General features: G+C 63.3%; 21 protein-coding genes and 1 pseudogene. 10 read left to right on the top strand and 12 right to left on the bottom strand.

Annotated features, from left to right (window positions below; translation table 11 throughout):
- Positions 1–69 precede the first annotated feature (69 nt).
- Complete coding sequence (amaA, locus tag HU750_RS17715) at positions 70–1,356, top strand: L-pipecolate oxidase (protein ID WP_186681470.1); 1,287 nt, start codon at positions 70–72, stop codon at positions 1,354–1,356.
- Between the two features lie 117 nt (positions 1,357–1,473).
- On the opposite strand, the gene HU750_RS17710 is transcribed toward amaA, so the two are convergent.
- Both HU750_RS17710 and HU750_RS17705 read right to left on the bottom strand, forming a co-directional pair.
- A complete protein-coding gene (locus tag HU750_RS17710; RefSeq protein WP_186681468.1) occupies positions 1,474–2,901 on the bottom strand; it encodes a mechanosensitive ion channel family protein in 1,428 nt (475 codons plus the stop codon).
- Positions 2,902–3,236: 335 nt separating this feature from the next.
- Positions 3,237–3,698: a PBECR2 nuclease fold domain-containing protein gene (locus HU750_RS17705; RefSeq protein ID WP_159455775.1), complete on the bottom strand. Its 462-nt coding sequence runs from the start codon at positions 3,696–3,698 to the stop codon at positions 3,237–3,239.
- A 433-nt stretch (positions 3,699–4,131) separates the two neighbouring features.
- Here HU750_RS17705 and ycaC (HU750_RS17700) point away from each other — a divergent pair, with 433 nt between their 5' ends.
- The 4 genes from ycaC (HU750_RS17700) (at position 4,132) to HU750_RS17685 (ending at position 8,535) form a co-directional block, all read left to right on the top strand.
- Entirely contained in the window at positions 4,132–4,761 is a 630-nt protein-coding gene (gene ycaC / locus HU750_RS17700; protein ID WP_186681463.1) for an isochorismate family cysteine hydrolase YcaC, read from the top strand.
- A 117-nt stretch (positions 4,762–4,878) separates the two neighbouring features.
- Complete coding sequence (locus HU750_RS17695; RefSeq protein ID WP_186681461.1) at positions 4,879–5,445, top strand: antibiotic biosynthesis monooxygenase; 567 nt, start codon at positions 4,879–4,881, stop codon at positions 5,443–5,445.
- A 39-nt stretch (positions 5,446–5,484) separates the two neighbouring features.
- A complete protein-coding gene (locus tag HU750_RS17690; protein WP_085272179.1) occupies positions 5,485–6,303 on the top strand; it encodes an alpha/beta fold hydrolase in 819 nt (272 codons plus the stop codon).
- Between the two features lie 390 nt (positions 6,304–6,693).
- Positions 6,694–8,535 carry an amidohydrolase gene (locus HU750_RS17685; RefSeq protein ID WP_186681499.1) on the top strand — a complete coding sequence of 614 codons (1,842 nt, stop codon included), beginning with the start codon at positions 6,694–6,696 and terminating at the stop codon, positions 8,533–8,535.
- 41 nt (positions 8,536–8,576) lie between these two features.
- Here the strand turns inward: HU750_RS17685 and HU750_RS17680 are convergent, their stop codons facing one another.
- Positions 8,577–9,839, bottom strand: a complete 1,263-nt coding sequence (locus tag HU750_RS17680; protein ID WP_186681459.1) for an OprD family porin — start codon at positions 9,837–9,839, stop codon at positions 8,577–8,579.
- Positions 9,840–9,999: 160 nt separating this feature from the next.
- The gene (locus HU750_RS17675) at positions 10,000–10,911 is read right to left on the bottom strand and encodes a LysR substrate-binding domain-containing protein (protein ID WP_027592190.1); all 912 of its coding nucleotides are present in this window, start codon (positions 10,909–10,911) and stop codon (positions 10,000–10,002) included.
- Between the two features lie 136 nt (positions 10,912–11,047).
- Here HU750_RS17675 and ycaC (HU750_RS17670) point away from each other — a divergent pair, with 136 nt between their 5' ends.
- Positions 11,048–11,677 (top strand): isochorismate family cysteine hydrolase YcaC, encoded by a 630-nt coding sequence (gene ycaC / locus HU750_RS17670; protein WP_099430781.1) that lies wholly within the window; start codon positions 11,048–11,050, stop codon positions 11,675–11,677.
- A 75-nt stretch (positions 11,678–11,752) separates the two neighbouring features.
- Here the strand turns inward: ycaC (HU750_RS17670) and ycaC (HU750_RS17665) are convergent, their stop codons facing one another.
- Complete coding sequence (gene ycaC / locus HU750_RS17665; protein ID WP_027592192.1) at positions 11,753–12,379, bottom strand: isochorismate family cysteine hydrolase YcaC; 627 nt, start codon at positions 12,377–12,379, stop codon at positions 11,753–11,755.
- 82 nt (positions 12,380–12,461) lie between these two features.
- Positions 12,462–12,842, bottom strand: a complete 381-nt coding sequence (locus HU750_RS17660) for a helix-turn-helix domain-containing protein (protein ID WP_186681456.1) — start codon at positions 12,840–12,842, stop codon at positions 12,462–12,464.
- 179 nt (positions 12,843–13,021) lie between these two features.
- Here HU750_RS17660 and HU750_RS17655 point away from each other — a divergent pair, with 179 nt between their 5' ends.
- Both HU750_RS17655 and HU750_RS17650 read left to right on the top strand, forming a co-directional pair.
- Positions 13,022–13,996, top strand: a complete 975-nt coding sequence (locus tag HU750_RS17655; RefSeq protein ID WP_099455700.1) for a GlxA family transcriptional regulator — start codon at positions 13,022–13,024, stop codon at positions 13,994–13,996.
- 145 nt (positions 13,997–14,141) lie between these two features.
- Complete coding sequence (locus HU750_RS17650) at positions 14,142–15,929, top strand: monovalent cation:proton antiporter-2 (CPA2) family protein (RefSeq protein ID WP_186681454.1); 1,788 nt, start codon at positions 14,142–14,144, stop codon at positions 15,927–15,929.
- A 3-nt stretch (positions 15,930–15,932) separates the two neighbouring features.
- On the opposite strand, the gene HU750_RS17645 is transcribed toward HU750_RS17650, so the two are convergent.
- The 3 genes and pseudogenes from HU750_RS17645 to HU750_RS17640 form a co-directional block, all read right to left on the bottom strand.
- A complete protein-coding gene (locus tag HU750_RS17645) occupies positions 15,933–16,217 on the bottom strand; it encodes a HigA family addiction module antitoxin (RefSeq protein ID WP_099430780.1) in 285 nt (94 codons plus the stop codon).
- A 13-nt stretch (positions 16,218–16,230) separates the two neighbouring features.
- Positions 16,231–16,308, bottom strand: a pseudogene (locus HU750_RS27210) (type II toxin-antitoxin system RelE/ParE family toxin); the annotation flags it as partial.
- 226 nt (positions 16,309–16,534) lie between these two features.
- Positions 16,535–21,637: a trifunctional serine/threonine-protein kinase/ATP-binding protein/sensor histidine kinase gene (locus HU750_RS17640; RefSeq protein ID WP_186681452.1), complete on the bottom strand. Its 5,103-nt coding sequence runs from the start codon at positions 21,635–21,637 to the stop codon at positions 16,535–16,537.
- Between the two features lie 244 nt (positions 21,638–21,881).
- Here HU750_RS17640 and HU750_RS17635 point away from each other — a divergent pair, with 244 nt between their 5' ends.
- Positions 21,882–22,874, top strand: a complete 993-nt coding sequence (locus HU750_RS17635) for a response regulator (RefSeq protein ID WP_186681450.1) — start codon at positions 21,882–21,884, stop codon at positions 22,872–22,874.
- A gap of 29 nt (positions 22,875–22,903) precedes the next feature.
- Positions 22,904–23,257, top strand: coding sequence for a response regulator (locus HU750_RS17630; protein ID WP_186681496.1), 354 nt, complete (start codon positions 22,904–22,906; stop codon positions 23,255–23,257).
- Between the two features lie 100 nt (positions 23,258–23,357).
- Here the strand turns inward: HU750_RS17630 and HU750_RS17625 are convergent, their stop codons facing one another.
- From HU750_RS17625 to HU750_RS17615, 3 genes are all read right to left on the bottom strand, one after another.
- Entirely contained in the window at positions 23,358–24,845 is a 1,488-nt protein-coding gene (locus HU750_RS17625) for a YifB family Mg chelatase-like AAA ATPase (protein ID WP_186681448.1), read from the bottom strand.
- A 158-nt stretch (positions 24,846–25,003) separates the two neighbouring features.
- Positions 25,004–25,579, bottom strand: a complete 576-nt coding sequence (locus HU750_RS17620) for a VapC50 family PIN domain-containing toxin (RefSeq protein ID WP_085272185.1) — start codon at positions 25,577–25,579, stop codon at positions 25,004–25,006.
- On the bottom strand, positions 25,579–26,043 hold the full coding sequence (locus HU750_RS17615; protein ID WP_027592200.1) for a helix-turn-helix domain-containing protein: 465 nt from the start codon (positions 26,041–26,043) through the stop codon (positions 25,579–25,581). The genes HU750_RS17620 and HU750_RS17615 overlap by 1 nt, the downstream gene beginning before the upstream one ends.
- Positions 26,044–26,242 lie beyond the last annotated feature (199 nt).

The raw sequence follows: 26,242 nt of genomic DNA, 5'->3' as shown, positions 1-26,242 counted from the left end.
ATGGGCCGCAAAGTGGCCCCAACAAAACCAGATGCACCCGCAATAAGAACAACACTGCTGGAGCCGGCCATGTCCGAACTGCGTCAACAATGCTTGTGGGAATTCGTCAGCAAACCGACCGTCGCCGCCCAGGCCCTGGCCGGTGAGCACAAGGCCGATGTCTGTGTCATCGGTGGCGGCATCACCGGCCTGTCCGCAGCGATCCACCTGCTCGAACAGGGCAAGTCGGTGATCTTGCTGGAAGCCTGGAAGATCGGCCACGGTGGCTCCGGACGTAACGTCGGCCTGGTCAATGCCGGCACCTGGATCCGCCCCGACGACGTCGAGGCGACCCTCGGCCAGAAGCAGGGCAGCCGCTTGAACAAAGTGCTTGGCGAAGCACCGGGCGAGGTATTCGCCATGATCGAGCGCCTGGGCATCGACTGCCAAGCCCAGCACAAAGGCACGCTGCACATGGCGCACAACGCCACCGGCATTGCCGACCTCGAAGCCCGCCATGAACAATGGAGCCGCCGCGGTGCTGACGTCGAGCTGCTGACCGGCGCCCAGTGCCAGGAATACTGCGGTACCGACAAGATTTCCGCCGCGCTGCTCGACCGCCGCGCCGGCACCATCAACCCCATGGGTTACACCCAAGGCCTGGCCGCTGCGGTTTCGCGCCTGGGTGGCAAGGTGTTCCAGCAGTCCTCGGTCGAGGGCCTGGAGCGCGAAGGCGATGGCTGGCGCGTAAAAACGGCACGTGGCTCGGTGCGCGCCCACAAGGTGGTGATTTCCACCGGTGCCTACACCGAAGGCGACTGGAGCAACCTGCAGAAGCAGTTCTTCCGCGGTTACTACTACCAGGTCGCGTCCAAGCCGCTGCACGGCGCTGCCGCTGACAAGGTGCTGCCGCATGGCCAGGGCTCCTGGGACACCCGCACTGTGCTCAGCAGCATCCGCCGCGACGACCAGGGCCGCCTGCTGCTCGGCAGCCTGGGCCGGGTCGACAACAAGCCGGCCTGGTTCGTGCGCAGCTGGGCTGACCGTATTCAGAGCCATTACTACCCTGAGCTGGGCAAGGTCGAGTGGGAGATGCACTGGACCGGCTGCATCGACTTTACCCCCGACCACCTGATGCGCCTGTTCGAGCCGGCGCCGGGGCTGGTGGCGGTGACCGGTTACAACGGTCGCGGCAACACCACCGGGACCGTGATCGGGCGAGCGTTTGCCGAGTTCTTGCTCAAGGGCGAAGCGGACAGCCTGCCGATTCCGTTCTCGCCGATGACCGGGGTGAGCGCCCCGTCGCTGCGCACGGCGTTCTACGAGTCCGGGTTCTCGCTGTACCACGCGGGGCAGTGCTTGAGGGTGGTGTTGTAGCCACTGGCCTCTTCGCGGGGCAAGCCCGCTCCCACAAGTACACCGGTGAATTCAACCTTTGCGATGTATCTGTGGGAGCGGGCTTGCCCCGCGAAGAGGCCAGCACAGTGAAAAATATTACTTGTGCAACCAACTGAGAAAGCCACCTTTCTTGATCAGGGCCGGCTTCTGCAGCAACAACGACTCCCGGCTCTGCCGCCTGAACCGCTGCAACTTGCTCAACGCCGTCTGCACCTCGCCCCGCTGCACCAGGCAGCTCTTCACCTGTTCCTTGTCGATGCGGTAAAGCACGCAACTGGTCAGCGTGCGGAACTCGGCAAAGCCGTCGTCTTCGTCGATGATGCCCTCGATCCCCAGCACTTCCCCCGGCCCCATGCGCCCGGCCTCCAGCAGCTTGTCACCATCGCGAATCGACGCTGAAACCACGCCGCTGCCAATCACCAGCAGGTGGTCCGAGCGCTCGCCCACACCCAGGATCACTTGGTCCGCCAGGTATTCCACGGCCGTCATGCGCTGGCTCAGCGCATCGCGCTCTTCATCGCTCAGCGAGCGGAACACCCGCACTTCATCCAGCACCTCGCGTTGGCGGCTGCGCGGCGGCAGGGCCAGGTCGACGTTCCACATCACGCCACTGGCCTCCAGGTGCCGATGGGCCAGGTCGAACAGCTGATTGCGCGCGTCGGTCTTGCCGCCCATGTCGGCAATGAAGCCACTGGCTTCGTACTCCACCGACTCCAGGGTCGAAGCCTTCACCGTGACCTTGGGCTTGGGCGTGGCGAGTATCGCGCGCGTGCCCTGCAGGGCCTTTTCCAGCGCATCGAACACCCGCTTGGGGCGCACCTTGGCCGGCACCACCACACTGATCGACACCCCATGCACGTCAGGCGGGCGGCTGTGGTTGAGCAGTTTGGCTTTGGCCGCCACCGAATTGGGGATCACCGCCAGGCTGCCGGCACTGGTCAGCAGCCGCGTGGCACGCCAGTCGATGTCCAGCACCTTGCCTTCGGTGCCGTCGATGGAGATGGCATCGCCGATCTGGTACGGCCGCGTCGTGTTCAGCACGATGCCGCTGAACACGTCGGCCAAGGTGCTTTGCAGCGCCAGGCCGATGACGATGGCCATCACCCCGGAGGTGGCCAGCAGCCCCTTCACCGGCAGTTGCATCACATAGCCCGCCGCAGCCACCACCGCCGCCAAAAAGATCAGCGCCCCCAGCACATCCTGCAGCAACCGCCCGCCATGGCTACCACGCGCCACCAGCAACAGCCCGAACACCACAGTCACCGTGCGCGCACCGAACAGCCACCAGCCGATCGTCAGCACTGTCGCCATCAGGTTGCGCGACACATCGTCAGGCCATGGCGGCGGCTGCAAAGGGCTCATGCCCGCGGCCAGCAGCACCCAGCTGAACAGCAGGAAAATCACCAGCCGCGAGCCGATACGCCAGGCCCGGCGTTGGAGGGGGATCAGTTGCCAGAGAATCAGGTCGAGCAGGATCAGTGAAGTGCCGAGCAACAACGGGGACGACTGGATGAAAGCCAGCATGGTGGTCTCGGGGGTGAGGGGAGGGCTGTGCGTAGTAATAGAGCAGGTTGGGCAGGCAGGCAATGGGGGACGGGTAAGTTGTATCTGACGGTCAAGGCCGTTGCCCTGTGGTCGAAGGGGTCGCGGGCTGTGCTCCAACTACATCCCGCATTGCCGCAAAGCTGTTGACTTGCTCAAAGACTGTGATAGCGTTTTACCCGAGCGCGAAACCAGTTGCCATTCAGCGGCAGTAACTGGCGTAGGAACCCCGTCGATGGCTGAATCATCAGCGCAGGGTGAGACCTCCACACCCCGGCTTGAGGGTGTGTATATGAATATCAAGCGTCTATTCAGGGCTACTGGTGACAGTGGCCCTTTTCTTTGCCCGGCAGAAACTCATAGCGCTTGTACAGCAGTTCGCCATGGCGGTGCTTGTTGAGTGCTTTCGCGTCGCACTGCATGAAATTCCACAGTATTTTTCCGCTCTCGAGCGTAACGATCGCCAGCATCTGCCGCTTGGCTTCATATACCCCTATAAATGCCAACCTATGTGTGTCGTTGGTATAGGCCACGCTCCACACCTCAAACGGCCCGGTCAGGGTATCCACAGCGACTTGGATGTAGCGCTCCCGCGCATCTTGCCTTTTCTCGACGATGTGATGGATGCAGCTGCGTCGAATCTGAACATCCCCCAAGGGTGTGTTGATGACCACAAAGGCGCTCGATGAGTTGCTCAAGCCTAGGTGGTGAGCAACCCGCTCGATGGCGCCCTCATGGGTGCCTGCTGCAGCGACCTCATCGATGGCTTGTGCACGCATTTCACGGTCAAGAGACCTGAGGTCTGGCAACCCCCTATCCAACCAAGTGCTCTGACACGTTTTCTCAGTGATTATCGCGGGCGAGATAGGGGGGTTCAAAGAAGTACCTGGCGACTAGCGATTGCTGAAGCGACGGCAAGTCCACAAGCCTAGGTATCACGGGCAACACGAACAATCAGATCGGTATCGACACTACTTGTAGGGATTTTCCTCAGACGAAGCATGGCGTAGGAATTGGCTTGTGGTCTTCAACAAGCCCAGCGTCCATGAAGCCGGCTTGCCGGTTTACAGGCCTGCCAATCAATCGTTCACAAAACAGAACGCTAAAGCCAAAAACCGCTATCTACCGCTCCAAAGGTGATGGTTTTAATCTTCTCCCATCAACGCGAAACACCCAACTTACTGAACATCAAAACCCTTAGGAGCAACGACCATGGCCCCATTCAAATACAACCGCCTGAACAAAGACGACGCCGCTGTGCTGCTGGTCGACCACCAGGCTGGCCTGCTGTCCCTGGTCCGCGACATCGAGCCAGACGCGTTCAAGAACAACGTGCTGGCCCTGGCCGACCTGGCCAAGTTCTTCAACCTGCCAACCATCCTCACCACCAGCTTCGAGCAAGGCCCCAACGGCCCGCTGGTGCCTGAATTGAAAGCGCTGTTCCCAGACGCCCCTTACATCGCCCGCCCAGGCCAGATCAACGCCTGGGACAACGAAGACTTCGTCAAAGCGGTAAAGGCGACCGGCAAGAAGCAGCTGATCATCGCCGGTGTAGTGACTGAGGTCTGCGTCGCCTTCCCGGCCCTGACAGCCTTGGAAGAAGAGTTCGAGGTGTTCGTGGTAACCGATGCGTCCGGCACCTTCAATGCGATGACCCGCGATGCCGCCCATGACCGCATGAGCCAGGCCGGTGCGCAGCTGATGACCTGGTTCGGCGTGGCCTGTGAGCTGCACCGCGACTGGCGCAATGACGTCGAAGGCCTGGCGGCGCTGTGCTCCAACCACATCCCGGACTACCGCAACCTGATGACCAGCTACAACGCCTTCAACGCCGGCAAGTAACCCGCCGCGCACCGGGCACCGACCGTCGGTGCCCGGCAAGGGCAGCACACCCATTCAATCCTCCGCCCGTTCGCTGTTGCACAGTGAGTGCGGGCCAGCTCATCCCAAGGAATGTCGATGAACACCGCACTCCAAGACAACCGCAACGTGGTCACCCTGGTCATCCAGCACAAGGTTCGCGCCGAGGCGCTGGCCGGCTACGAGGACTGGCTCAAGCACACGGTCAGTGCCGCGCGCCGCCAACCCGGCCACCTCGACGTCAACGTGATCCGCCCCGAAAACGGCGGCCGCCACTTCACCACCGTGGTGCGCTTCAGCGATGCCAGCCTGCTGCAGGCCTGGGTCAACTCCACCGAGCGCCAGACGCTGGTCAGCCAGGTGCTGCCGCTGCTGGAGGAGGGTGACAACACCCAGGTTCATGAAGACCCAGAGTTCTGGTTCACCCCACCGAGCACCACGGCGGCACAACCGCCGCGCTGGAAGCAAGCGTTGCTGACCTACCTGGTGATCTGCCCGATGACCATGGTCATTCCGCAACTGCTGGCGCCGTTGTTCGCGCGCTTTCCGCACTTGGGCGGCGCGATCACCGGCAACCTGATCGTCAACCTGTTTGTCATCCTGCCCGTGGTGTTCTACATCATGCCGTGGGTAACCCGCCGCTGCGCCAACTGGCTGCGTGGCTGATTCAGCCCCTTCCCCATAGACTTTCAAGGAGATACCGATATGAGCACACTCGTAACCCGCGATGGCACTTCGCTCTATTTCAAGGACTGGGGCAGCGGCAAGCCCGTGCTGTTCAGCCATGGTTGGCCGTTGGACGCCGACATGTGGGATTCGCAGATGGAATTCCTGGCCAGCCGTGGCTACCGCGCCATCGCCTTCGACCGCCGTGGTTTCGGCCGGTCGAGCCAGCCGTGGAATGGCTATGACTACGACACGTTTGCCGATGACATCGCCCAACTGATCGAACACCTCGACCTGCGTGAAGTGACCTTGGTGGGCTTCTCCATGGGCGGTGGCGATGTCAGCCGCTACATCGCGCGCCATGGTAACGAGCGGGTGGCCGGGCTTGTGCTGCTGGGGGCGGTGACGCCGGTGTTTGGCCAGCGGGATGACAACCCTGAGGGGGTCGAGGCTGCGGTGTTCGAGGGTATTCAGGCGGGCTTGCGTGCCGACCGGGCGCAGTTCATCGCCGATTTTGCCACGCCGTTTTATGGCTTGAACCAAGGGCAGCAGGTGTCCCAGGGGGTGCTGACGCAGACCCTGAACATCGCGCTGCTGGCCTCGATCAAGGGCACGCTGGATTGCGTCACCGCGTTCTCCAAGACCGACTTCCGCCCGGACATGGCCAAGATCGAGGTGCCGACCTTGGTGATTCACGGTGACGCGGACCAGATCGTGCCGTTCGAGACCACGGGCAAGAAAGCCGCCGAGTTGATTCGTGGGGCCGAGCTGAAGGTGTATGAAGGTGCGCCGCATGGGTTTGCCGTGACGCATGCGCAGCAGCTGAATGAAGACTTGTTGGCGTTCCTCCAGCGATGACGGTGTGAGGCATTCGCGGCGGTCCGGCGCCCCGGTAAACCCGCTCCCACAGGATCAACACAGCTTTTGGGGCATGTGATGCCCCAGTGGGAGCGGGCTTGCCCGCGAAGAGGCCGGCCCTGGCAGCACAAAACGTGAACAGGGCTAACCTTCTTCAACCCACCGCACATCCATGCAATCCCTGACCAGGCTTGAGCCGGCATGCTCCGCAGTTGCGCTTGCCGCTGCCGCACCCAGACGGAGAAGACCATGTCCCAGGACCCTAACGACAAGAGCCGTCGCCAGTTCCTCGCCACCAGCACCGTGCTCGGTGCCGCCGGCGCGCTCTGGTCCGCATTGCCCTTCGCCGGCTCCGCCGGTTCCGCCCATGCATCCACTCAAGGAGGCTCCATGACCGCCGACCTCATTCTGTTCAATGGCAAACTGCACACTGTCGACCGTGAGAAGCCCACCGCCACCGCCGTCGCCATCAAGGACGGCCGCTTCATCGCCGTCGGCAGCGACGCCGAAGCCATGGCCCACAAAAGCGCCACCACGCAGATCATCGACCTCAAGCAGCGCACGGTCATCCCGGGCCTGAACGACTCCCACCTGCACCTGATCCGCGGTGGCCTGAACTACAACCTGGAGCTGCGCTGGGAAGGCGTACCTTCGGTAGCCGATGCCCTGCGCATGCTCAAGGACCAAGCCGCCCGTACCCCGACCCCGCAGTGGGTGCGTGTGGTCGGTGGCTGGAACGAGTTCCAGTTCGCTGAAAAGCGCATGCCGACCCTGGAAGAAATCAACCAGGCCGCGCCCGATACCCCAGTGTTCCTGCTGCACCTGTACGACCGCGCGCTGCTCAACCGCGCCGCGCTCAAAGCCGTGGGTTACACCAAGGACACGCCGAACCCGCCGGGTGGCGAGATCCAGCGCAACAAGTTCGGCGAGCCGACCGGCATGCTCATCGCCCGCCCTAACGCGATGATCCTCTACGCCACCCTGGCCAAAGGGCCGAAGCTGCCGCTGGAGTACCAGGTCAACTCGACCCGCCAGTTCATGCGTGAGCTCAACCGCCTGGGCCTGACCAGCGCCATCGATGCGGGGGGCGGCTACCAGAACTTCCCCGACGATTACTCGGTGATCCAGGAGCTGGCAGACAACAACCAGCTGACCGTGCGTATCGCTTACAACCTGTTCACCCAGAAGCCCAAGGAAGAACTCGACGACTTCAAGAAGTGGACCTCCAGCGTCAAGCTGCACAGCGGCACCGACTTCCTGCGCCATAACGGCGCGGGTGAGATGCTGGTGTTCTCCGCGGCCGACTTCGAGGACTTCCTCGAGCCGCGCCCGGACCTGCCGCAAACCATGGAAGAAGAGCTGGAACCGGTGGTACGCCACCTGGTCGAGCAGCGCTGGCCGTTCCGCCTGCACGCCACCTACAACGAATCCATCACGCGCATGCTGGATGTGTTCGAGAAGGTCAACCGCGACATTCCGTTCAATGGCCTGCCGTGGTTCTTCGACCACGCCGAGACCATCACCCCGCAGAACATCGAGCGCGTGCGCGCCTTGGGCGGCGGTATCGCCATCCAGGACCGCATGGCCTTCCAGGGTGAGTACTTCGTCGACCGCTACGGCGCCAAGGCTGCCGAGCAGACTCCGCCGATCCAGCGCATGCTCGACATGGGCGTGCCGGTTGGGGCCGGTACCGACGCAACCCGCGTCTCCAGCTACAACCCGTGGACTTCGCTGTACTGGCTGGTCAGCGGCAAAACCGTCGGCGGCATGGAGCTGTACCCCGAGGGCCTGAGCCGCGACACCGCGCTGCAATTGTTCACGCAGGGCAGCGCCTGGTTCTCCAGCGAGCAGGGCAAGAAGGGCCAGATCAAGGTTGGCCAGTTGGCGGACTTGGCGGCGTTGTCGCTGGACTTCTTCAGTGTTGAGGAAGAAGCGATCAAGGGCATCGAGTCGGTGCTGACCATCGTTGACGGCAAGGTCGTGTACGCTGCTGGCGAGTTCGACAGGCTCGGCCCACCGCAGGTACCGGTACTGCCGGAATGGTCGCCGGTGGCCAAGGTGCCAGGGCACTGGCGTGTGGGTACGCCATCGCTGGCCGCGGCGGTGCACCAGTGCAGCGGGCCGTGTGGGGTGCATGCACACAGCCACGAAAAGGCGCGGCATTCCAGCGTGCCGGTGAACGACTTCCAAGGGTTCTGGGGGGCGTTGGGGTGTTCGTGTTTTGCGTTCTAAGTTGACATGAGGAAAGGGGCCCGTAGAGGCCCCTTTTTTGTTCAAAAGCCGCCTTTGAGCGGGTATTCGATGATCACGTAGAAGCGGTCGATATCATCGCCCGCCTGGGCTTGGTTGGCGCGGTGGCTGACGTGGGACAGCGCCAGGCTGAGGTCTTTGGCGGCGCCGGACTGCACCACGTACTTGAGGTCGACATCGCGCTCCCAGTGGCGCCCGCCCTGGCCCTGTTGCGCGGTGTAGGCGCCACCTGCCGGGGCATGCGTGCCATCGACACCGCGGCCGCTGACATAGCGGCCCATCAGGCTCAGGCCGGGCATGCCGAGGGTGGCGAAGTCGAGGTCGTAACGCAGTTGCCACGAACGCTCGCCGGGGCCGTTGAAGTCGGCGTACTTGATCGAGTTGGCCAGGTAGATGGAGTCGCCGCCGACGAAGTCGAAGGGGGTATCGCCCTCGACCTTCTGGTAGGCCAGGGTCAGCGCCTGGGCACCGAAGCGGTATTTGCCCGCCAGGCTGTAGGCGGTGGTGTCGATGGCGCCAGCGCTGGCGTTGCCGGTATCGCGGGTTTTGTAGAGGTTGCCGTCCAGGCGCCAATTGCCCTCGGCCAGGTTGAGATTGAGGTAGGCCTGGCGCCAGGTGTCTTGCAGCTGGCTGGTGTACAGCGTACCGCCGAACGGGCCATCGGGGGCGAACGTGGCGCCGGCCAGGCTGATAGCGCGGCCATGGGTGGTGGCGCCGTAGCCGGCGAAATCGTCGTGGGTCGAACTGTTGTCCTGGTTGTTGAACGCAGTGAAGCGGCCCGCCTGCAGGCGCCAATCGGGCAGGTCGGTGTTCTCCAGCAACCAACCCGTGGCGTATTCGGGGTGCAGGCGTTTGTCGCCGGTGTCGAACACCGGTGTCTCGACAGTCATCTCGCCGTAGCGCAGCAGGGTATTGCCCAGGCGTAGCTTGAGGGCTGCACCGGCGCTGGAATAGTCGGACTCGGCACGGCCACCGCTGTCACGCGGCAGCAAGCCGGTACCGGCATGGCCGCGGCCACCGTCTAGCTTGAGGCCGAGAAAGCCATGCGCGTCGATGCCAACACCCACCGTGCCTTCGGTGAACCCCGAACGGATTTCACCGATGAAGCCTTGTGCCCATTCCTGGCGATAGTTTTGGCCGCTGCCGGAAGGCGAGCGGAAGTCGCTGTGCAGGAAGTAGTTGCGGCTGAGCAGCGACCAGCCGGGTTCATCTGCCTGGCTGAATGCGGGGCAGAGGGCGAGGGAGGCGAGCAGGGCGCGGCCTGGTCCGTGATTGGCGCGGATCATGAGGGCTCCGGGGTGGATGATCCGAGACTGTGAGGCAAGCGTAGGCCAAGGTCTTGTAAGGGTGTGCTGGCCTCTTCGCGGGGCAAGCCCGCTTCCACAGGGACCGCGTGGTCTCCAGGGCGCTGGGCCCGCGAAGAGGCCGGTACTGACAGCAACTGACTCAGGCCATGTCGCTGATCGCGAACTCCTCGGCCAGGTGATCGATCAGCGACCGCACCGACGGCAACAACCCGCGCCGTGACGGGAAGATCGCATGCACGATGCCGCACCGCGGGTGCCACTCCGGCAGCAACTCCACCAGCCGGCCCTCGGCCAAGTCTTCGCGCACGGCGACCCGTGGCAAGTGCGCGATGCCAACCCCGGCCACTACAAAATGCCGCAGCGCGAACAGGTCGTCGGTGACCATGCGCGGCGTGTGGGGGATCACGATGCTGCGGCTCATGTCCTCGCCCTGGAACAGCTCCCATTGGTACTCACGCTGGGCGCTGCCCCAATGCACGCTGGGCAGCGTGCCAAGCAGCTGCGGGTCGAAGCCTTCGGGCAGTTGCGCCAGGTACTGCGGATGCCCCACCAGGCACTGGGTGCTGTTGCTCAGCACCTTCATCACCATGTCGGTGTTTTCCAGTGGCGGAAAGCGCACGCGCAGCGCGACGTCGAAGCCTTCGTGCAGCAGGTCGACGCGGCGGTTGGTGCTTTCGATGAACAGCTCCACCTGCGGGTACTTGAGCATGTAACGGGTCAGCATTGGCCCGACCCAGGAGTTGAGCAGGGTGGTCGGGCAGCTGATGCGCACCAGGCCGCGAGGCTCGCTGCGGTTGCGCTCGATGATCTCCGCCGCGCCCTCGGCTTCCACGCGCATGGCCAGGCAGCGGTTGTAGTAGGCCTGGCCAATTTCGGTCAACGAGCAGTGCCGGCTGGTGCGGTGCAGCAGGCGCACGCCCAGGCGGTCCTCAAGGTCGGCAATGCGCCGGCTGAGTTTTGACTTGGGCATGTCCAGCGCCCGCCCGGCCGGGGCGAAGCCGCCGTGCTCGACGACTTGGGTGAAGTAGTAGAGGGAGTTGAGGTCTTCCAATGATCGTTCTCCAAATGGAACGCTAAAGGCAATTTTCGCAGTCTACCGCAGCAAAGGTGATGAATTTAATCTGTGCCCATCAACGCGAAACACCCCACTTACTGAAAACATCGAAAACCTTTTAGGAGCACGGACCATGAGCAAATTCACCTACAACCGCCTGAACAAAGATGACGCCGCTGTGCTGCTGGTCGACCACCAGGCTGGCCTGTTGTCCCTGGTCCGTGACATCGAGCCGGACAAATTCAAGAACAACGTACTGGCCCTGGCGGACCTGGCCAAGTTCTTCAACCTGCCAACCATCCTTACCACCAGCTTCGAGCAAGGCCCCAACGGCCCGCTGGTGCCCGAGCTGAAAGCGCTGTTCCCAGAGGCTCCGTACATTGCCCGCCCAGGCCAGATCAACGCCTGGGACAACGAAGATTTCGTCAAGGCAGTGAAGGCCACTGGCAAGAAGCAGCTGATCATCGCCGGTGTAGTGACCGAGGTCTGTGTGGCATTCCCGGCGCTGGCAGCCTTGGAAGAAGAGTTCGAGGTGTTCGTGGTGACCGACGCTTCCGGCACCTTCAATGCAATGACCCGCGATGCCGCCCATGACCGCATGAGCCGTGCCGGTGCGCAGCTGATGACCTGGTTCGGCGTGGCCTGTGAGTTGCACCGCGACTGGCGCAATGACGTCGAAGGGTTGGCGGCACTGTGCTCCAACCACATTCCGGATTATCGGAATTTGATGACCAGCTACAACGCGCTGACGGCGGGTAAGTAATCACCCGCTAGTGGCAAACGAAAAGGCCGGCGCCCTGTGAGGGCGCCGGCTTTTTTGTCGCTGTGCAGGCGTGGATCAGCGAGCGCTCAACGCCGCATAGCTGTTCATCAGGTTGCGGTAGTTGGGAATCCGCTGCGACAGCAGATTGCCCAGCCCTTCGATGTCGTTGCGCCAGTCGCGGTGCAGCTCACAGGCCACCGAGAACCAGTTCATCATGTGTGCGCCTGCTTGGGTCATGCGTACCCACGCGGCCTGCTGCACGGTTTCGTTGAAGGTACCGGAAGCGTCGGTCACCACGAACACCTCGAAGCCTTCAGCCAGCGCCGACAAGGTCGGGAAGGCCACGCACACGTCAGTGACCACGCCGGCGATGATCAGCTGCTTGCGGCCTGTCGCCTTGATCGCCTTGACGAAGTCTTCGTTGTCCCAGGCGTTGATCTGGCCAGGGCGGGCAATGTACGGCGCGTCCGGGAACATCTCTTTCAGCTCGGGCACCAGCGGGCCGTTGGGGCCTTGTTCGAAGCTGGTGGTGAGGATGGTCGGCAGGCCGAAGAACTTGGCCAGGTCGCCCAGGGCCAGTACGTTGTTCTTGAACTCGTTGGGCGAGAAGTCCTGCACCAGGGAGATCAGGCCGGTCTGGTGGTCGACCAGCAACACCACGGCGTCGTCTTTGTTCAGGCGCTTGTAATCCGGTTGGCTCATGAGGGTAACTCCTTGCATTGGGCTTAGGGTGTGAAACTCAGGTGTACTACCCGAAGGTGGTATACCAATGGATAAAGGGCGCTTAAGAATGCGGGCCGGATGCGGCACCTTGCGTGGTCAACCGCCACGCTTTGGGCGGCTGGCCGACCAGGCGGCTGAATGCCCGGGTGAAATGGGACTGGTCGCAGAAACCACATTCGAGGCTGACATGGGTGATCGGCACCTCGGTGGCCAGCAGGCGCTTGGCCTTCTCCATGCGCGCCAGCAGGCGCCAGGCCTGGGGCGACAAACCGGTGTTGACCTTAAACGCGCGCGAAAAATGGCTGCGGGTCAGGTTGCACACACCGGCGATCTCGATGATCGACAAAGGGCTGTGCAGCATCAGTTCCTTGGCCTGGCGCAGCCGCGCAGGGGTCAGCGCGCCTGGGGCCGGTGAGGTGCTGTGGATCGTCAGAGGGCTCATGGCGACTCTCCTGTTCAATGAGGAAAGTCTCGCCCCCGCGACATGACAAAGTCCTGAGCCAAACCTGAAGAGTTCTTAATTGTGCAGTGCTGGCCCTGACCGCTATACCAATACCTTAAGATGCGCGCGTATTCAGTTTCAGGCCGCTCCCGGCGGCCCGCATTCAAGGCGAAAGAGGCATGCAGGAAAATCCCGCCCACCGCACCGTGGCGATGGTGCTGTTCAATGATGTGCTGTTGCTGGATGTCACCGGCCCCATGGACGCCTTTGCCATCGCCAACCGGTTTTTGCCCGCTGAGCGGCAGTACCGGCTGATCACCTTGGCCGAAGGCCAGGGTATGGTGCGCGGCTCATGCGGGCTGAGGGTGATGGCCGACCTGCGCCTGGAAGAGCTGCCCGAAGCCGTCGACCTGTTGCTGGTACCCGGCGGCCCAGGGGCCTATGACGTCGCTCTGCCGGGCCTTGAGCACTGGCTGCCACAGGCCGTGCGCGGGGCCAAGCGATTTGGCGCCATCTGCACCGGCGTGTTCTTGCTGGGCCGGGCCGGCCTGCTCGGCGGCTATCGCTGCACCACCCACTGGAACTATGTCGAACGGCTGGCGCGGGCCTTCCCTGAGGCGAACGTCGAGACCGAACAGATCTACGTGATCGACCGCTGCCTGATCACCTCGGGCGGCATCACCGCCGGTATCGACCTGGCGCTGGCCGTGGTCGCCGAAGACCACGGCAAGGCCCTGGCCCTGGAAGTGGCCAAGGTGCTGCTGGTCGCTCGCCATCGTCAGGGCGGGCAAACCCCGTATGGGCCGTTGCTGGCGGCCGTGCCGCGTGATGATTCGCCAACCGCGCGGGTGCAGGCCTATATCGTCGACCATATCGACCAGGCCTTTACCGTGCAGAAAATGGCCGACCTGGTGGCCATGAGCAGCCGCAACTTTGCCCGTACATTCCAGCGTGAGGTCGGCATCACGCCGTTGCAGTACCTGCAAAATGCGCGCATCGACCAGGCGCGCAAACTGCTCGAAGGCAGCGACCTGCCGTTGAAGGTGGTGGCGGCCCGCTGTGGGTTTGGCAGTGATCGGCATATGCGCAAGGTGTTTTGCGAGCGCATCGGCATGACGCCAGCACAGTACCGGGCGCAGTTTGGCGAAAGCTGAGCCGATGCGCGTGCGATCAGCTGATTGTCTTGTTAAGCGGGACAATGTTTCTCCTGCAAGCCGGATTGTCTGACACCCGCACAATGCCCAGAATTGCCGGCCACATTGTTCAACGCTGCCCCGGCAGCTCATGGAGTACGAGCCAATGCCACACGAAGGCAGCCTTCTGCAAACCGCGGTGATCTTCCTGCTCGCTGCGGTCCTTGCTGTTCCCCTGGCCAAGCGCCTGCAACTGGGCGCCGTGATCGGCTACCTGCTGGCCGGCGTGGCCATCGGCCCGCAGGCACTGGGGCTGATCCGCGATACCGAAAGCGTCGCGCACATCTCGGAACTGGGCGTGGTGCTGCTGTTGTTCATCATCGGCCTGGAACTGTCGCCCAAGCGTTTGTGGCTGATGCGCAAGTCGGTGTTCGGCGTGGGCGCTGCGCAGGTACTGCTGACCGGCGCAGTGATTGGCGCCATCGCCCTGTTCGGCTTCGCCCAGTCACTGGCCGCCGCCTTGGTGCTGGGCCTGGGCCTGGCGCTGTCATCCACCGCCCTGGGCCTGCAGAGCCTGGCCGAAAGCAAGCAGCTCAACGCGCCGCACGGTCGCCTGGCGTTCGCCATCCTGCTGTTCCAGGACATCGCTGCCATTCCGCTGATTGCCCTGGTCCCGCTGCTGGCCGCCAGTGGCCCGGATACCGGCCACGGTGACAACCTTGAACATGCACTGAAGGTGTTCGCCAGCATCGCCGTGGTCATCGTGGGCGGCCGCTACTTACTGCGCCCGGTGTTCCGCATCGTCGCTCGCACCGGCCTGCCAGAAGTTTCAACCGCCACCGCACTGCTGGTGGTGATCGGCACCGCCTGGCTGATGGAAGAGGCCGGTATCTCCATGGCCTTGGGTGCATTCCTGGCCGGCCTGTTGCTGGCCGACTCGGAGTACCGGCATGAGCTGGAATCGCAGATCGAACCGTTCAAAGGGCTGTTGCTGGGGCTGTTCTTCATCAGTGTCGGCATGGGCGCCAACCTCAGCCTGCTGCTGGAAATGCCGCTGGTGCTGCTGGGCCTGACCCTGCTGCTGATCGCGGTCAAGCTGACCTTGCTGATAGTGGTCGGCCGGCTCGCCGGCGGCCTCAATAGCGCCAGCGCCCTGCGCTTGGGCATGGTGCTGGCGGCGGGTGGCGAGTTCGCCTTCGTTGTGTTCAAGCTGGGCAAGGACCAAGGCTTGTTCGACACCCAGACCTACGACCTGCTGATGATGACCATCACCTTGTCGATGGCCATCACGCCCCTGTTGATGCTCGGCTGCGCCCGTGCCCTCAAGCGCCCGCAACCGCAGCGTGAAGTGCCCGAACAGTACAAGCAGATCCAGACCGATGCACCGCGCGTGGTGATCGTAGGCATGGGCCGCATGGGGCAGATCGTCTCGCGCATCCTGCGTGCCCAGAAGATCCCCTTCATCGCCCTGGAAACCTCGGTGGACGCCATCGAGATGACCCGCATGTTCGAGCAGGCCCCAGTGTTCTACGGCGACCCCCTGCGCCCCGAAGTGCTGCATGCGGCCAAGGTGGGCGAGGCGGAATACTTCGTGATCACCACCGACGACCCGGAAGTCACCACCCGCACGGCGGAGCGGGTCAAGCGCCTGTACCCGCACCTGAAAGTGCTGGCCCGGGCACGAAACCGCCAGCATGTGCACAAGCTGGTGGACGTGGGTGCCGAGCCCATTCGCGAGACGTTCTACTCAAGCCTGGAGCTGACCCGCCGTGCGCTGGTGGGGTTAGGGTTGAGTGACGAACAAGCGGCGGACCGTATTGCGCGGTTCACCCAGCATGACGAAGAAGTGCTGGAGGCGCAGGGGCAGGTGCGCGATGACCGGGCCAAGGTGATGCAGACGGCGAAGGAAGCGCGGGTGGAGTTGGAGCGGTTGTTTGATTCGGATGCGGATTGAGTTTCAGGCAAACACCAGCCGCGTAATCTGGGGGTGCTCACGGTTCGCGGCTTGCCAGAGATCATAAGCCGCCTGTTCGGCAAGGTACTGCCGCGCATCGCCGAGGCCCGCCAGTTCAAGACGATAAGCCAGGTCCGCAGATAGGGCGGCACGCCCATTGAGTACGGTGGACAGTTGCCCCCGCGAATAGCCGAGATGGCGTGCAAGCCCCGAGACACTCATGCCTATAGCAGGCAAAACGTCTTCGCGCAGAGACTCACCGGGATGGGGTGGATCATACATAGGCATGGGTTTCAGCTTCCTAGTGGTAGTCCAGATAATCGACAAGTTCCACGTCGGTACCAACGAAGCGGAACACAAGACGCCAGTTGCCTGAAACTCTTGATCATAGAGAACTGATCGTAAGGCCACGCCTTACACTTTTCAAGTCAACTATAGAATGGCGCATCCAAGTACTCCTGAAGAATTTCCGGACGCCCAGTCTGTTCTCAGGGACCTGAATTTGCGCGGTGATGCCGTCCGCTATCTACGTGGGATGTTTCCCAAAATATTTCGATGTTGGGTTGGAGCTGCTGCGCAGCCATTCGCGGATAGGCTAAAACAGGTCAATCATCCGCCCGAACCGGCACCGTCAACCTGATCCGGCACCCGCCCAACTCCGAAACCTGAGCCTGCAACTGCCCACCATGGGCCTGAATCACCGAGCTGCAGATCGCCAGCCCCATCCCCAGTCCGCCACTCTTGGTGGTGTAGAACGCACCAAACACCCGCTCCAGCTCCTCTGGCGCAATCCCTGGCCCATTGTCGTCCACGCAAATCTCCACCCCCGCCTCGACCACGGCAGACGTGATGCGCAACAGGCCATCGTCGCGGAACCCCGCCAGCGCTTCCAGGGCATTGGTGATCAGGTTGTAGATCAGCTGCTGCAACTGCACAGGGTCGGCCATGAGGCTCGTTGCGGCCTGCAACCGGGTTTGCACCTTCACGCCGCCTTTCAAGGCATCCGAGGATGTCAGGCGCACCACTTCCAGAATCAGCGCATCGAGCTTCACCGGCTTGAGTTGCATCGGCGACTGTTTGGCCAGCGACCGCAGTGCGCGGACGATGTTGGCTGCCCGTTCACTGTCGTTGCGGATATCTTCCAGGCCGGCGATGGCTTCTTCCAGGTCGGGCTGGCCGCGCTTGAGCCAGCGCAGGCTGGCGGCCGCATTGGCGGCGATGCCGAGCAGGGGCTGGCTGATCTCGTGGGCGATGGAGGCGGACAACTCGTTCATCACCTGCAGGTGCGCGCTGCGGGCAAGCTCTGCACGTGAGCGGCGCAGCTCGGCCTCCATCTGCGCGCGGCTCTGGTTGTCCTCGGCCAGGCGCGTATAGAACTTGGCCGTTTGCAGCGATACCGCAGCCTGCGAAGCGAGAATCTCCAGCATGGCCAGGCGCTGGCTGCCGAACAGGTTCGGCACCAGGCGGTTTTCCAGGTAGACCAGGCCGATCAGCACACCCTGCAGCAGCAGCGGCAGGCACAGCACCGAGCGGGCGTTGCGTGCGTGCAGCTCCTGGCGAAACGCTTCTGGGCAGTCGCTGAGGGCGTCGTTCAGCACCATGGGTTTCTTGGTGCGCAGGGTGGCATTGATGATCGACAGCGGCGCCTGGGTCAGGAACTTCTGGCAATTGTCCATGCGCACGTGCAGACCGGCATCGTCGATGTAGGCCAGCGCGGCCATCTGGAACTCGGCGCCGCTGACGATCAGCAGGGCACCGTGGTCGGCGCCGGAGTGCTGGGTCAGGTGGCCCATCAAGGTTTCGATCAGGCCCTCTAGCAATACCTCTTCGGACAGCGCGCGCGCGGCTTCCAGGCCGACTTCCAGGTCGAGCCTGGCCTGGCTGGCAGAGCGGTAGGTTTCCTGCACGGGCTGGGTGCGCAAGAACGGGTGCAGGGTTTCGAGCTGGCGCACCTTGCCCGTGGCACCCCAGATGTGGAAGCAGTCACGGGCAATGCGCAGGTGCAGGTTGGCGCCAGAGATCAAGCCACTGGGGATGCACACTTCAGCCAATTGCTCGTGGGCCAGGGCCTGCTCATGGATGAAACCGGCGGCCGTGGCGGCGATCTGGGCCTGGTCGAAGCAGCGGATGGCGGCCAGGCCATCGCCGCTGAGCTTGGCGATCACGCCCTCGATCAGCAGAAGCTTGTTGCGGAAGGTGACCGGGTTGAAGCTCGCCCACGTAGCAAAGCGCTCGCGCAATTCGTGCAGCGCAGCCAATTTGCCCATCGCGCTGCCCGGGGCTTCCGGGCTGCCCAGGGTCAGGCCGCGGAACAGGTGGTAGTCGGCCAGGTTGATGTGTGCAGGGGCGGCCCAGGCATGGCTGCCGGCGCTGGCGAGTAGGTGTACGGCCTGATTGATATCGCCCAGGTAAAAGGCCGACATGCCGGCGTAGAGGTGCTTGAAGAACAGCGTGGTGCAGGACTTTATGCTGTGCACGCGGGCTTCGGCAGGCGCTTCGCACCCCAAGCGCGACGCAAGGCCGACTCTGCCACTGCTGCCGGTCATGACAGCGACGAACGCTTGCTGGGCCAAGAGGATGTGTTCGACATCGCTGTAGCCGTAGCCGCGAACGGTGCCCAACCCTTGCTCCACTTCGCCGCTGACTTCCTGCAAGGGTTGGCCCATGAACAGTGAGTCGGAAACCAGGTGATTGCGGGCATAGCAGGCCATCGCCAGGTCGCCGCTCAGGCGCGGCGATTCGACCGCTTCCAGTGCCGTGCGCCGGGCAAACTCCATCGGCGCCGTCCAGGCGCTGACCTGGTCGAGGGCGAGCAGGGCGCTGGTCAAGTCGGCCTCGAAACCGTGCCGCTCGATCAGCTTGAGCGCCGCCAGGCAGTAAGCATGGCCGTCATGGTAGGCGGCAAAGCGCTCGGCCGCCATCACGCCGAACCAGGCCAGGCCATAAGTACTGCCGGGGGCGACGCCGTGGAGCAATGACAGCTCCATGATCTTGGCCAGGTGCAGGAAGCAGAGGTCGTCCTTGACGAAGAACGATGATGAAAGGGTCGCCAGCAGCGCGATTGCCACCGCCGCGTCTTCCGAATCGGCCCTGGGCAACGATTCCAGGCAATGACGGCCCTTGTTCTCGATCAGGGCGTGGACACGGCCATAGGCTGCCTCGACTTGCTCGGGGTGGATGCCCTGGGCAAGCGTGATGCCCAACAGCTCAAGGCCGCCGATGGCGCAGGCGATGGCGGCTGGGTAGTCCGAACGCAAGGTATGCAGGCGTGCTTCAAGCTTGCATACCCGGGCCTTGTCGAGCGCCGATAGCGCACGCTGGTGGCATTCGAGGATGCGAACTTCGGCTTGTGGCATGCGTGACAGTTGCATGTCGCACTCTGCGGCCAGGCAGGCGATGGTAAAGGCGTGGTTCGCCTGGCTGCCGAGCGTGATGCCGAGGCGCAGCAGTTCGTCGGCCGCCTGCAGGTAGCCGGCGGCCTGCTCATAGGCGGCATTGTCGCGCGCCCGCAACGCGGCCTCCTGCAGCAGCACCAGAAACCCTTCGCAGTCGCTGGCAGCAAATGCATGCGGGCTGGCCAACTGCACCTGGTTGGCGATTTCGAACACCGCGTCGTGTTGAGCCGTTTGCCAGGCCGCCCGCATGGTTTGGGCAATATGCGCGTGCAGCGCCGGCCGCTCGCGCGATGGGGTGAGTGCGTAGGCGGCGTCCAGTACGCGATCATGCGAGAACACCAGCGCCTTGTGCCCCGGCAGCAGGAAGCCCGCGCCAATCAATGCCTTGAGCTGTTCGGCCAGTTGCTCGGCGGGCAGTGGCAGCATGCGGCGCAGCAGGCGTTCGTCGCATCGGCCACCCGCGGCGCTGGCAAAGCGCAGCACAGTGCGCTGGGCTTCAGGCAGGCGTGCCAGGCGATGGACCATCAGGTCGGCGACGTTGTCGGCATAGCGGTGTTGCGCTACTGCTGGCAGCGACCACGACCAGCGCATGGTCTGGGTGTCGAAGGTGAACAACTGGTCCTCGACCATCGCCCCGAGGATCTGGTGGATGAAGAACGGGTTGCCAGCGGTCTTCGCATGCACCAGCTCGGCGAGCTGCAAGGCAGCGTCAGGCGCGGCGTGGTAGCGCTCGCTGATCATCTCCATCACGGCGCCCACGGTGAGGGGGCGTAGGTCTAGGGTGGTGCTACGGATGGACGCGGGGGTAACCAAGGGCTTGCTGCCGGGTGGTGCATCGCTGCGCCGGGCGAAGATCAACAGCAGGTTGCTGGGCGCTTGCTCCAGCAGCTCATCAAGCAAGTGCAGCGTGGCGTCGTCAGCCCACTGCATGTCATCGAGAAACAGCGCCAATGGTCGCCCGGGGCGGCTGAACACCTGCAGGAATTCGACGATCGCTCGCAGCTCTTTCTGCAAGGCCAGCCGTGTGGGCTTTTCCGGGAACTCGGCCATGGGCCCGATCACCAGCTTCAAGTCTGGGGCCAGCTTGCCCAGCAAACGGCCGCGGCCTTTGATGCGCCGCAGAATTTCACGGCGTAACGCGTCAAGGTCATCGCGGTTCTTGGCCAGCAATTGGGTGGTCAGCGAACCGAGAATCTCGATCCAGGGCCCATAGGGCACCGCCCGTTCCAGGCTGTTGCACTTGCCGCTGGCCCAATAACCCTCGGCGCCGCCCTTGAGCGCTGCCTGTACCAGGCTGGACTTGCCCATGCCGGTAGCGCCCTTGATGAACAGGGCCTGGGGCGCGCTGTCGCGGCGCAATGCCTTGAGCAGCAGGGTGATGACCTTCTGCTCGGCTGTGCGGCCATAAAGGCGTTCGTGGTTGGGCGAAAGGGGGTCAGCGCTGCCAGGCTCGAAATCTTCGATGGCCTGGGCCGCCAGCCACTGCCGCTGGCAGTGAGCAAAGTCCACCGCCAGCGCACGGGCGGTCTGGTAGCGGGCATCGGGCTCTTTGGCCAGGGCCTTGGCGAGGATGCGGCTGAGCGGCTGCGGCACGCGGTTGTCGACCTCGATGGCCGCCCGTGGCTGCACGCCGGCATGCAGCTGGCGCCAGTGCAGTGTGTCGCGCCCGGCGAGCGGCAACTCGCCCAGCAAAAGCTGGTACAGGATGGCACCCAGCGCATAGATATCGCTGCGTTGGTCGCTGCTGGAGCCGAGGGGGCAGATCTGTTCCGGCGCCAGGTAGGACCAGTTGCCAATGGGGGCGCCTTGCTCGCTGATGAGCGCGTGCGCATCCGCGCGAAACCCGCCAAGCCTCACCCGCTGCGCGTGCTGCACGCAGATATGCGCGGGTTGCAAGGCACCGTGCAGTACGTTGGCAGCGTGTGCCAGCGCCAATGCTGATGCGGCTTTGACGGCGATGTCGAGGAAGCCGGGGAGCGCTGCCGGGCCTTGAGCGATGAGGTCGGCGACCGAGCGGCCGCCCGGATACACCAGCAGCGGCCCTTCAGCCGAACGCACGTAGGCCGAGGGCATCACCGCCCACTCCGGGTCGAGGCGCAGGCGATAATCGCGCTCCAGGCGCTGGCAGGCAGCAGGGGATTCGATCGGGGCCCGCACAGCGATCCAGGCCTGCCCCGTGCCGGGGTCACACAGGCGGAAGTAGGTCAGCTCGCCTTCCTGCCCCAGGCGAGTGATGTCGCACCGATTCAACCAGCCCTCGTCGATTGACTGGTCATAATCGATGGGCCTGTAAGCGAGGCGTTCATCGAGCATCAAGCACCCCCTGCTAACCACATCCAAGGGCGCGAGTATACGCAGCGATCCCCCCGCGCATGCGCGGGCCAGACGGCTTGGCAGGAACGGGAACCATCTTGACCGTTATCGTCCCCTTGGCCGTGGCGGGCGCTTGTATAGTCCAAGGCCAACCTATCCCTCGGGATAATTGTATGAATGCGGGCGCTGGCCTAGATTGCACGGGGCTGCGCAACCGCCCGGACCCGTGAGACTCGAGAAGACCATGATCCGATTTGGCAATGCCCAGGTGTCGCTGGAGCGACGAGAAGCGTTTCTCGACGGCAAGCCGATCGTGTTGGGCGGGCGCGCTTTCGAGGTGCTGGCAACACTGATCCGCGCCAAAGGCCGTGTGGTTGGCAAGGACGAGCTGTTCAGCCAGGTGTGGGCCGGCACGGTGGTCGAAGACAACAACCTGCAGGTGCAGATCTCCTTGTTGCGCAAGGCGTTCGGTGACCGCGGCCTGATCCAGACCGTGCCACGCCGCGGCTATCGGCTGGCATCTGAAGTGGCCCTCGACCTGCCGGCGAGACCCTTGAGCAACGCTTCGCTAGCCTTCGACCTCGATACGGCTGAGCCCGCGGCTGATTGCGCAGCGGTGCCCGTGCTGGTGGTGGATGACGACCCATCGGTGCTCAACGCCTTGGGGCGCCTCTTTCGCTCGCACGACATTGTGCATCGCCTGTACGCCTCGGCTGAGGCGCTGCTTGAAGCGCATGCCGACACGCCTTATGCCTGCCTGTTGCTGGACATGAACCTGCCTGAGGCCAGCGGTTTGGAGCTGCAGGCGATGGTGCGTCGGCTCGACCTGCCCTGGCCGATCGTGTTCATGACCGGCCACGGCACTATTCCCATGACCGTTCAGGCGATGCGTGCGGGTGCTGTGGAGTTCCTGACCAAGCCCTTTGATGAGACGCAATTGCTGACCCTGCTGACGGCGCTGCGTGCCCGTGCGCTGACGGCTGGGCGCGCGTGGCGGCATACACGGCAAGTCAGGGAAAAGTACGCGCGCCTGACCCAACGTGAGCGGCAGGTGTTCGCGCTGGTGGTCGGCGGGTTGTCGCACAAACAGATTGCCAAAGAGATTGGCACCAGCGAGGTGACGACCAAGGTGCACAAAAAGAACATCATGAACAAGATGCAGTCCCGCTCGCTGGTCGAACTGGTCGCCATGCACAACGTGCTCGAGGCCCGTGCCGAGGGCCAGGGCGCCGCATGAACCCCAAGGTTGAACGCGACAGGGCGTGGGTGTGCATCGTCGACGATGATGCGTCTGTGCGCAAAAGCCTGGCCAACCTGCTGCGAGCGACAGGCTTCGGCGCATTGCTGTTTGGTTCGGGCGAAGAGTTCTTGGCCTCGACGCTGGCGCGCGAGGCCGGGTGTGCGTTGCTGGACTTGAAGATGCCTGGGCTTTCCGGGCTAGACGTGCTGCGTGAGCTGGCGCGCAGGGGCTGGCGGCTGCCGGTCGTCTGCATGTCGGCGCATTGGGACGACATGGCGCTGAAGGCTGCGCAGCGCCATGGGGCGGTGGCGTGCCTGGGCAAGCCGTTTTCTGAAGAGGCGTTGCTGGCGGCGGTTGAGGCGGCGTTGGTCGACCGATAACGCCGCACAGCCTCCCCCGGGCGGAGGCGGGCGCTGTACGTGTAGGCGCGGCCTTGCGTCGCGATGGGCCGCAAGGCGGCCCCAAAATCGCGGATTCAGATCAGCTCCCAGGCCGATACTGCAGCGCCTCGGCCAAGTGCGCCCTGGTAATCGACGCCACACCTTCCAGATCCGCCAGCGTGCGTGCCACTTTCAGCAGCCGATGGGCCGCGCGCAACGACAGGGTCAACCGCTCGCAGGCTGTCTCCAGCCAGGCTTGGTCCGCCGCCTCCAGCGGGCAATGGCGGCGCAAGCCGTTGAGGTCGAGAAAGGCATTTGCGCACCCTTGTCGGCGTTGCTGCAGCTCGCGTGCTTCGGCCACCCGTTCGGCGACAGCGGCGCTGGTCTCGCCGCTGGGTTGGTTGTTGAGGGTGGTGGTTTCACGCGCCACGGTCAGGTGCAGGTCGATGCGGTCCAGCAGTGGGCCCGACAGTTTGTTGCGATAGCGCTGGATCTGTTCGGTGCTGCAGCGGCAGCGGCCGGTAGGGTCGCCCAGATAGCCACAAGGGCAGGGGTTCATCGCGGCCACCAACTGGAACCGCGCAGGGAAACGTACCTTGTCCCGGGCCCTTGCAATCACGATCTCGCCGGACTCGAGCGGCTCGCGCAATACCTCCAGCACACGCCGCTCAAATTCGGGCAGTTCATCGAGAAACAGCACACCATGGTGAGCCAAGGTGATCTCGCCGGGTTGCGGCCGACTGCTACCGCCTACCAGCGCAGGGCCCGAGGCTGAGTGGTGTGGGTGGCGCAACGGGCGTTGCGGCCAGCTGTTCAACGGCGCATGGCCGCTGACTGACTGAATGGCTGCCACCTCCAGCGCTTCGCGCTCGTCCAGTGGCGGCAACAGCCCTGGCAGGCGGCTGGCAAGCAAGGTCTTGCCGGTGCCAGGCGGGCCGGTAAACAGCAGGTTATGGGCCCCGGCGGCCGCCAGCAGCAAGGCGCGCTTGGCCGCGATTTGGCCCTGTACCTCGCTGAGGTCGGGGTAGGGCCGGCTGTTCAAGACCAGGCCATTGGCGGCATACGGCGGCAAGGGCACTTGGCCGTTCAGGTGGGCGACCAGCTCCAGCAGGTGCCCGACGGCATACACCACCAGCCCGCCTGCCAGGCTTGCTTCCTCGGCGTTCTCCCGCGGGACTACCAGCGCCCGGCCTGCTTCCCGTGCCGCCAGCGCCGCCGGTAGCACGCCCTGCACGGGGCGCAACTGGCCGGACAGCGCCAGTTCGCCAAGGCATTCGATGTCGCAGAGGGTGGCCACCGGCACCTGCCCGCTCGCGGCGAGGATGCCCAAGGCAATGGCCAGGTCATAACGCCCGCCATCCTTGGGCAGGTCGGCAGGCGCCAGGTTTTGCGTGATGCGCCTGGCTGGGTAATCCAGGCTGGAATTGACGATGGCACTGCGGACCCGGTCTTTGCTTTCCTTGACCGTGGTTTCGGGCAGGCCGACCAGGGTCAGGTGGGGAAGGCCGTTGGCCAGGTGGGTTTCGACGCTGACCGCCGGTGCCTGCACGCCGACCTGGGCGCGGCTGTGGACGAGAGCAAGTGACATGGACGCTCCATTGTCGCGGAATGGGGCCGCTTCCTGCGGCTTGGGCAAGCTTAGCGGTGACAGCCAGGATCAGCGCAATAAGTGTGCGTCGGGGTTTTTCAGGCTCATTGTGAAGCGGTCGCAGGCGAGGGTTGGACGGATGCACCTGGCCAGTATGGTCAGATCAGCAGTTCGTAGTTCGAGAGAAGCTTGACGATCTCTGGGAGTCGCTGTTTGAGGAGCGAATCCATTAGTTCGCGGGGGGTGTAAACAGGGTTTTTAAGTGCCGCGCGCTGCTTCTGGACGGCCTCGAGCACGGCTGCTTGGTCAAGGTCCCAAATGTCGGAAAGGAACACATCGGGATGCAATGCCTCGATCTCAAAACGTTTCAAGATTTCGGACGGGAAATCTTTGAGGTTGTACGTGACGATCACCGTGGCGCCGCATTTGATTGCTGCCGCCAAGACGTGTCGATCGTCTTCGTCAGGAAGGTCCAGCCCATGTATCAACGGCTCATAGTCGTTCACCAAGGAGTCAGGAATAGCCTGATTCATGAATGCGACTGTGCGATGAAGTTGTGTCGGCGATACGTCAGGGCGGTTTTTCAACACATTGCGCGTCCACTCATCGTGAATTTGCTCGGACCAGCGAGCGCGAAACACACCCGTCAGCGCCAGATGCATCAGCAGATCACGTAAGGGCGCTGGATATAGAACGCAGGCGTCATAAATGACGGTAAAGGGTGAGTGCCTCATCAATACCCCATATTAAGTGCTTGAGCTTGTGCCGCCAGTTCTTCCATGGCGGCCTGGCTCGCTTTATCACGATCGGCTTTGTAAGCCATAAGATCGGTGAATTTTATGCGGCGGTGGCTCCCGGTTTTGGTGTGCGGGATTAGCCCTTCATCCAGCAGCTTGACCAGATGAGGACGTGAGACGTTGAGCAGGTCGGCGCCTTCTTGAGTGGTAAGTTCTGCATGGATAGGCACCACCTTAACGGTGTTGCCCGAGGCCAGTTCGTTGAGGATGTCGCCGAGCAGTCTGAGCGCGAAAGTCGGCAGTTCAACGGTCTGGCGCTGCTGGTTTTCATCTACGAGCTCAATGCGCTGAGTATCCAGCTTCGTTGAGACGAAAGCGGCAATCTGGCGACTTGACTCAGTGGCCGCAGCGATCGCTTTTTCATCTGGAAGGATGGTTCGGGCGAAGTCGGCGGTGGTCATCGGTGTTCTCCAGTAGCTAATAGGAATCCCCGGCGGCTGATACGACAGGTATCCGATTTATATTCGAAACAAACGAAACAGGCAATAGTCGAAATAAACGAAACGCTAGATGATTTGGGCGCTGTGATGCAGCTGTCCGTCGGTGGCTGCAGGCTGAGCTGGGCGAGGCTTGGGCAAGCTTAGCGGCGGCAGCCAGGAT

It is taken from the genome of Pseudomonas sp. SWRI50, from assembly GCF_014269095.1.
Classification (GTDB): Bacteria; Pseudomonadota; Gammaproteobacteria; order Pseudomonadales; family Pseudomonadaceae; genus Aquipseudomonas; species Aquipseudomonas kermanshahensis.
The sequence above is the reverse complement of the archived record's forward strand: the minus strand, read 5'-3'. Positions and strand labels throughout refer to the sequence as shown.

Excerpts from the sequence above, each read along its gene's own strand:
- amaA (WP_186681470.1), top strand. The coding sequence starts at position 70 with ATGTCCGAACTGCGTCAACAATGCTTGTGGGAATTCGTCAGCAAACCG.
- HU750_RS17710 (WP_186681468.1), bottom strand. The coding sequence starts at position 2,901 with ATGCTGGCTTTCATCCAGTCGTCCCCGTTGTTGCTCGGCACTTCACTG.
- HU750_RS17705 (WP_159455775.1), bottom strand. The coding sequence starts at position 3,698 with ATGCGTGCACAAGCCATCGATGAGGTCGCTGCAGCAGGCACCCATGAG.
- ycaC (WP_186681463.1), top strand. The coding sequence starts at position 4,132 with ATGGCCCCATTCAAATACAACCGCCTGAACAAAGACGACGCCGCTGTG.
- HU750_RS17695 (WP_186681461.1), top strand. The coding sequence starts at position 4,879 with ATGAACACCGCACTCCAAGACAACCGCAACGTGGTCACCCTGGTCATC.
- HU750_RS17690 (WP_085272179.1), top strand. The coding sequence starts at position 5,485 with ATGAGCACACTCGTAACCCGCGATGGCACTTCGCTCTATTTCAAGGAC.
- HU750_RS17685 (WP_186681499.1), top strand. The coding sequence starts at position 6,694 with ATGACCGCCGACCTCATTCTGTTCAATGGCAAACTGCACACTGTCGAC.
- HU750_RS17680 (WP_186681459.1), bottom strand. The coding sequence starts at position 9,839 with ATGATCCGCGCCAATCACGGACCAGGCCGCGCCCTGCTCGCCTCCCTC.
- ycaC (WP_099430781.1), top strand. The coding sequence starts at position 11,048 with ATGAGCAAATTCACCTACAACCGCCTGAACAAAGATGACGCCGCTGTG.
- ycaC (WP_027592192.1), bottom strand. The coding sequence starts at position 12,379 with ATGAGCCAACCGGATTACAAGCGCCTGAACAAAGACGACGCCGTGGTG.
- HU750_RS17660 (WP_186681456.1), bottom strand. The coding sequence starts at position 12,842 with ATGAGCCCTCTGACGATCCACAGCACCTCACCGGCCCCAGGCGCGCTG.
- HU750_RS17655 (WP_099455700.1), top strand. The coding sequence starts at position 13,022 with ATGCAGGAAAATCCCGCCCACCGCACCGTGGCGATGGTGCTGTTCAAT.
- HU750_RS17650 (WP_186681454.1), top strand. The coding sequence starts at position 14,142 with ATGCCACACGAAGGCAGCCTTCTGCAAACCGCGGTGATCTTCCTGCTC.
- HU750_RS17645 (WP_099430780.1), bottom strand. The coding sequence starts at position 16,217 with ATGCCTATGTATGATCCACCCCATCCCGGTGAGTCTCTGCGCGAAGAC.
- HU750_RS17640 (WP_186681452.1), bottom strand. The coding sequence starts at position 21,637 with ATGCTCGATGAACGCCTCGCTTACAGGCCCATCGATTATGACCAGTCA.
- HU750_RS17635 (WP_186681450.1), top strand. The coding sequence starts at position 21,882 with ATGATCCGATTTGGCAATGCCCAGGTGTCGCTGGAGCGACGAGAAGCG.
- HU750_RS17625 (WP_186681448.1), bottom strand. The coding sequence starts at position 24,845 with ATGTCACTTGCTCTCGTCCACAGCCGCGCCCAGGTCGGCGTGCAGGCA.
- HU750_RS17620 (WP_085272185.1), bottom strand. The coding sequence starts at position 25,579 with ATGAGGCACTCACCCTTTACCGTCATTTATGACGCCTGCGTTCTATAT.
- HU750_RS17615 (WP_027592200.1), bottom strand. The coding sequence starts at position 26,043 with ATGACCACCGCCGACTTCGCCCGAACCATCCTTCCAGATGAAAAAGCG.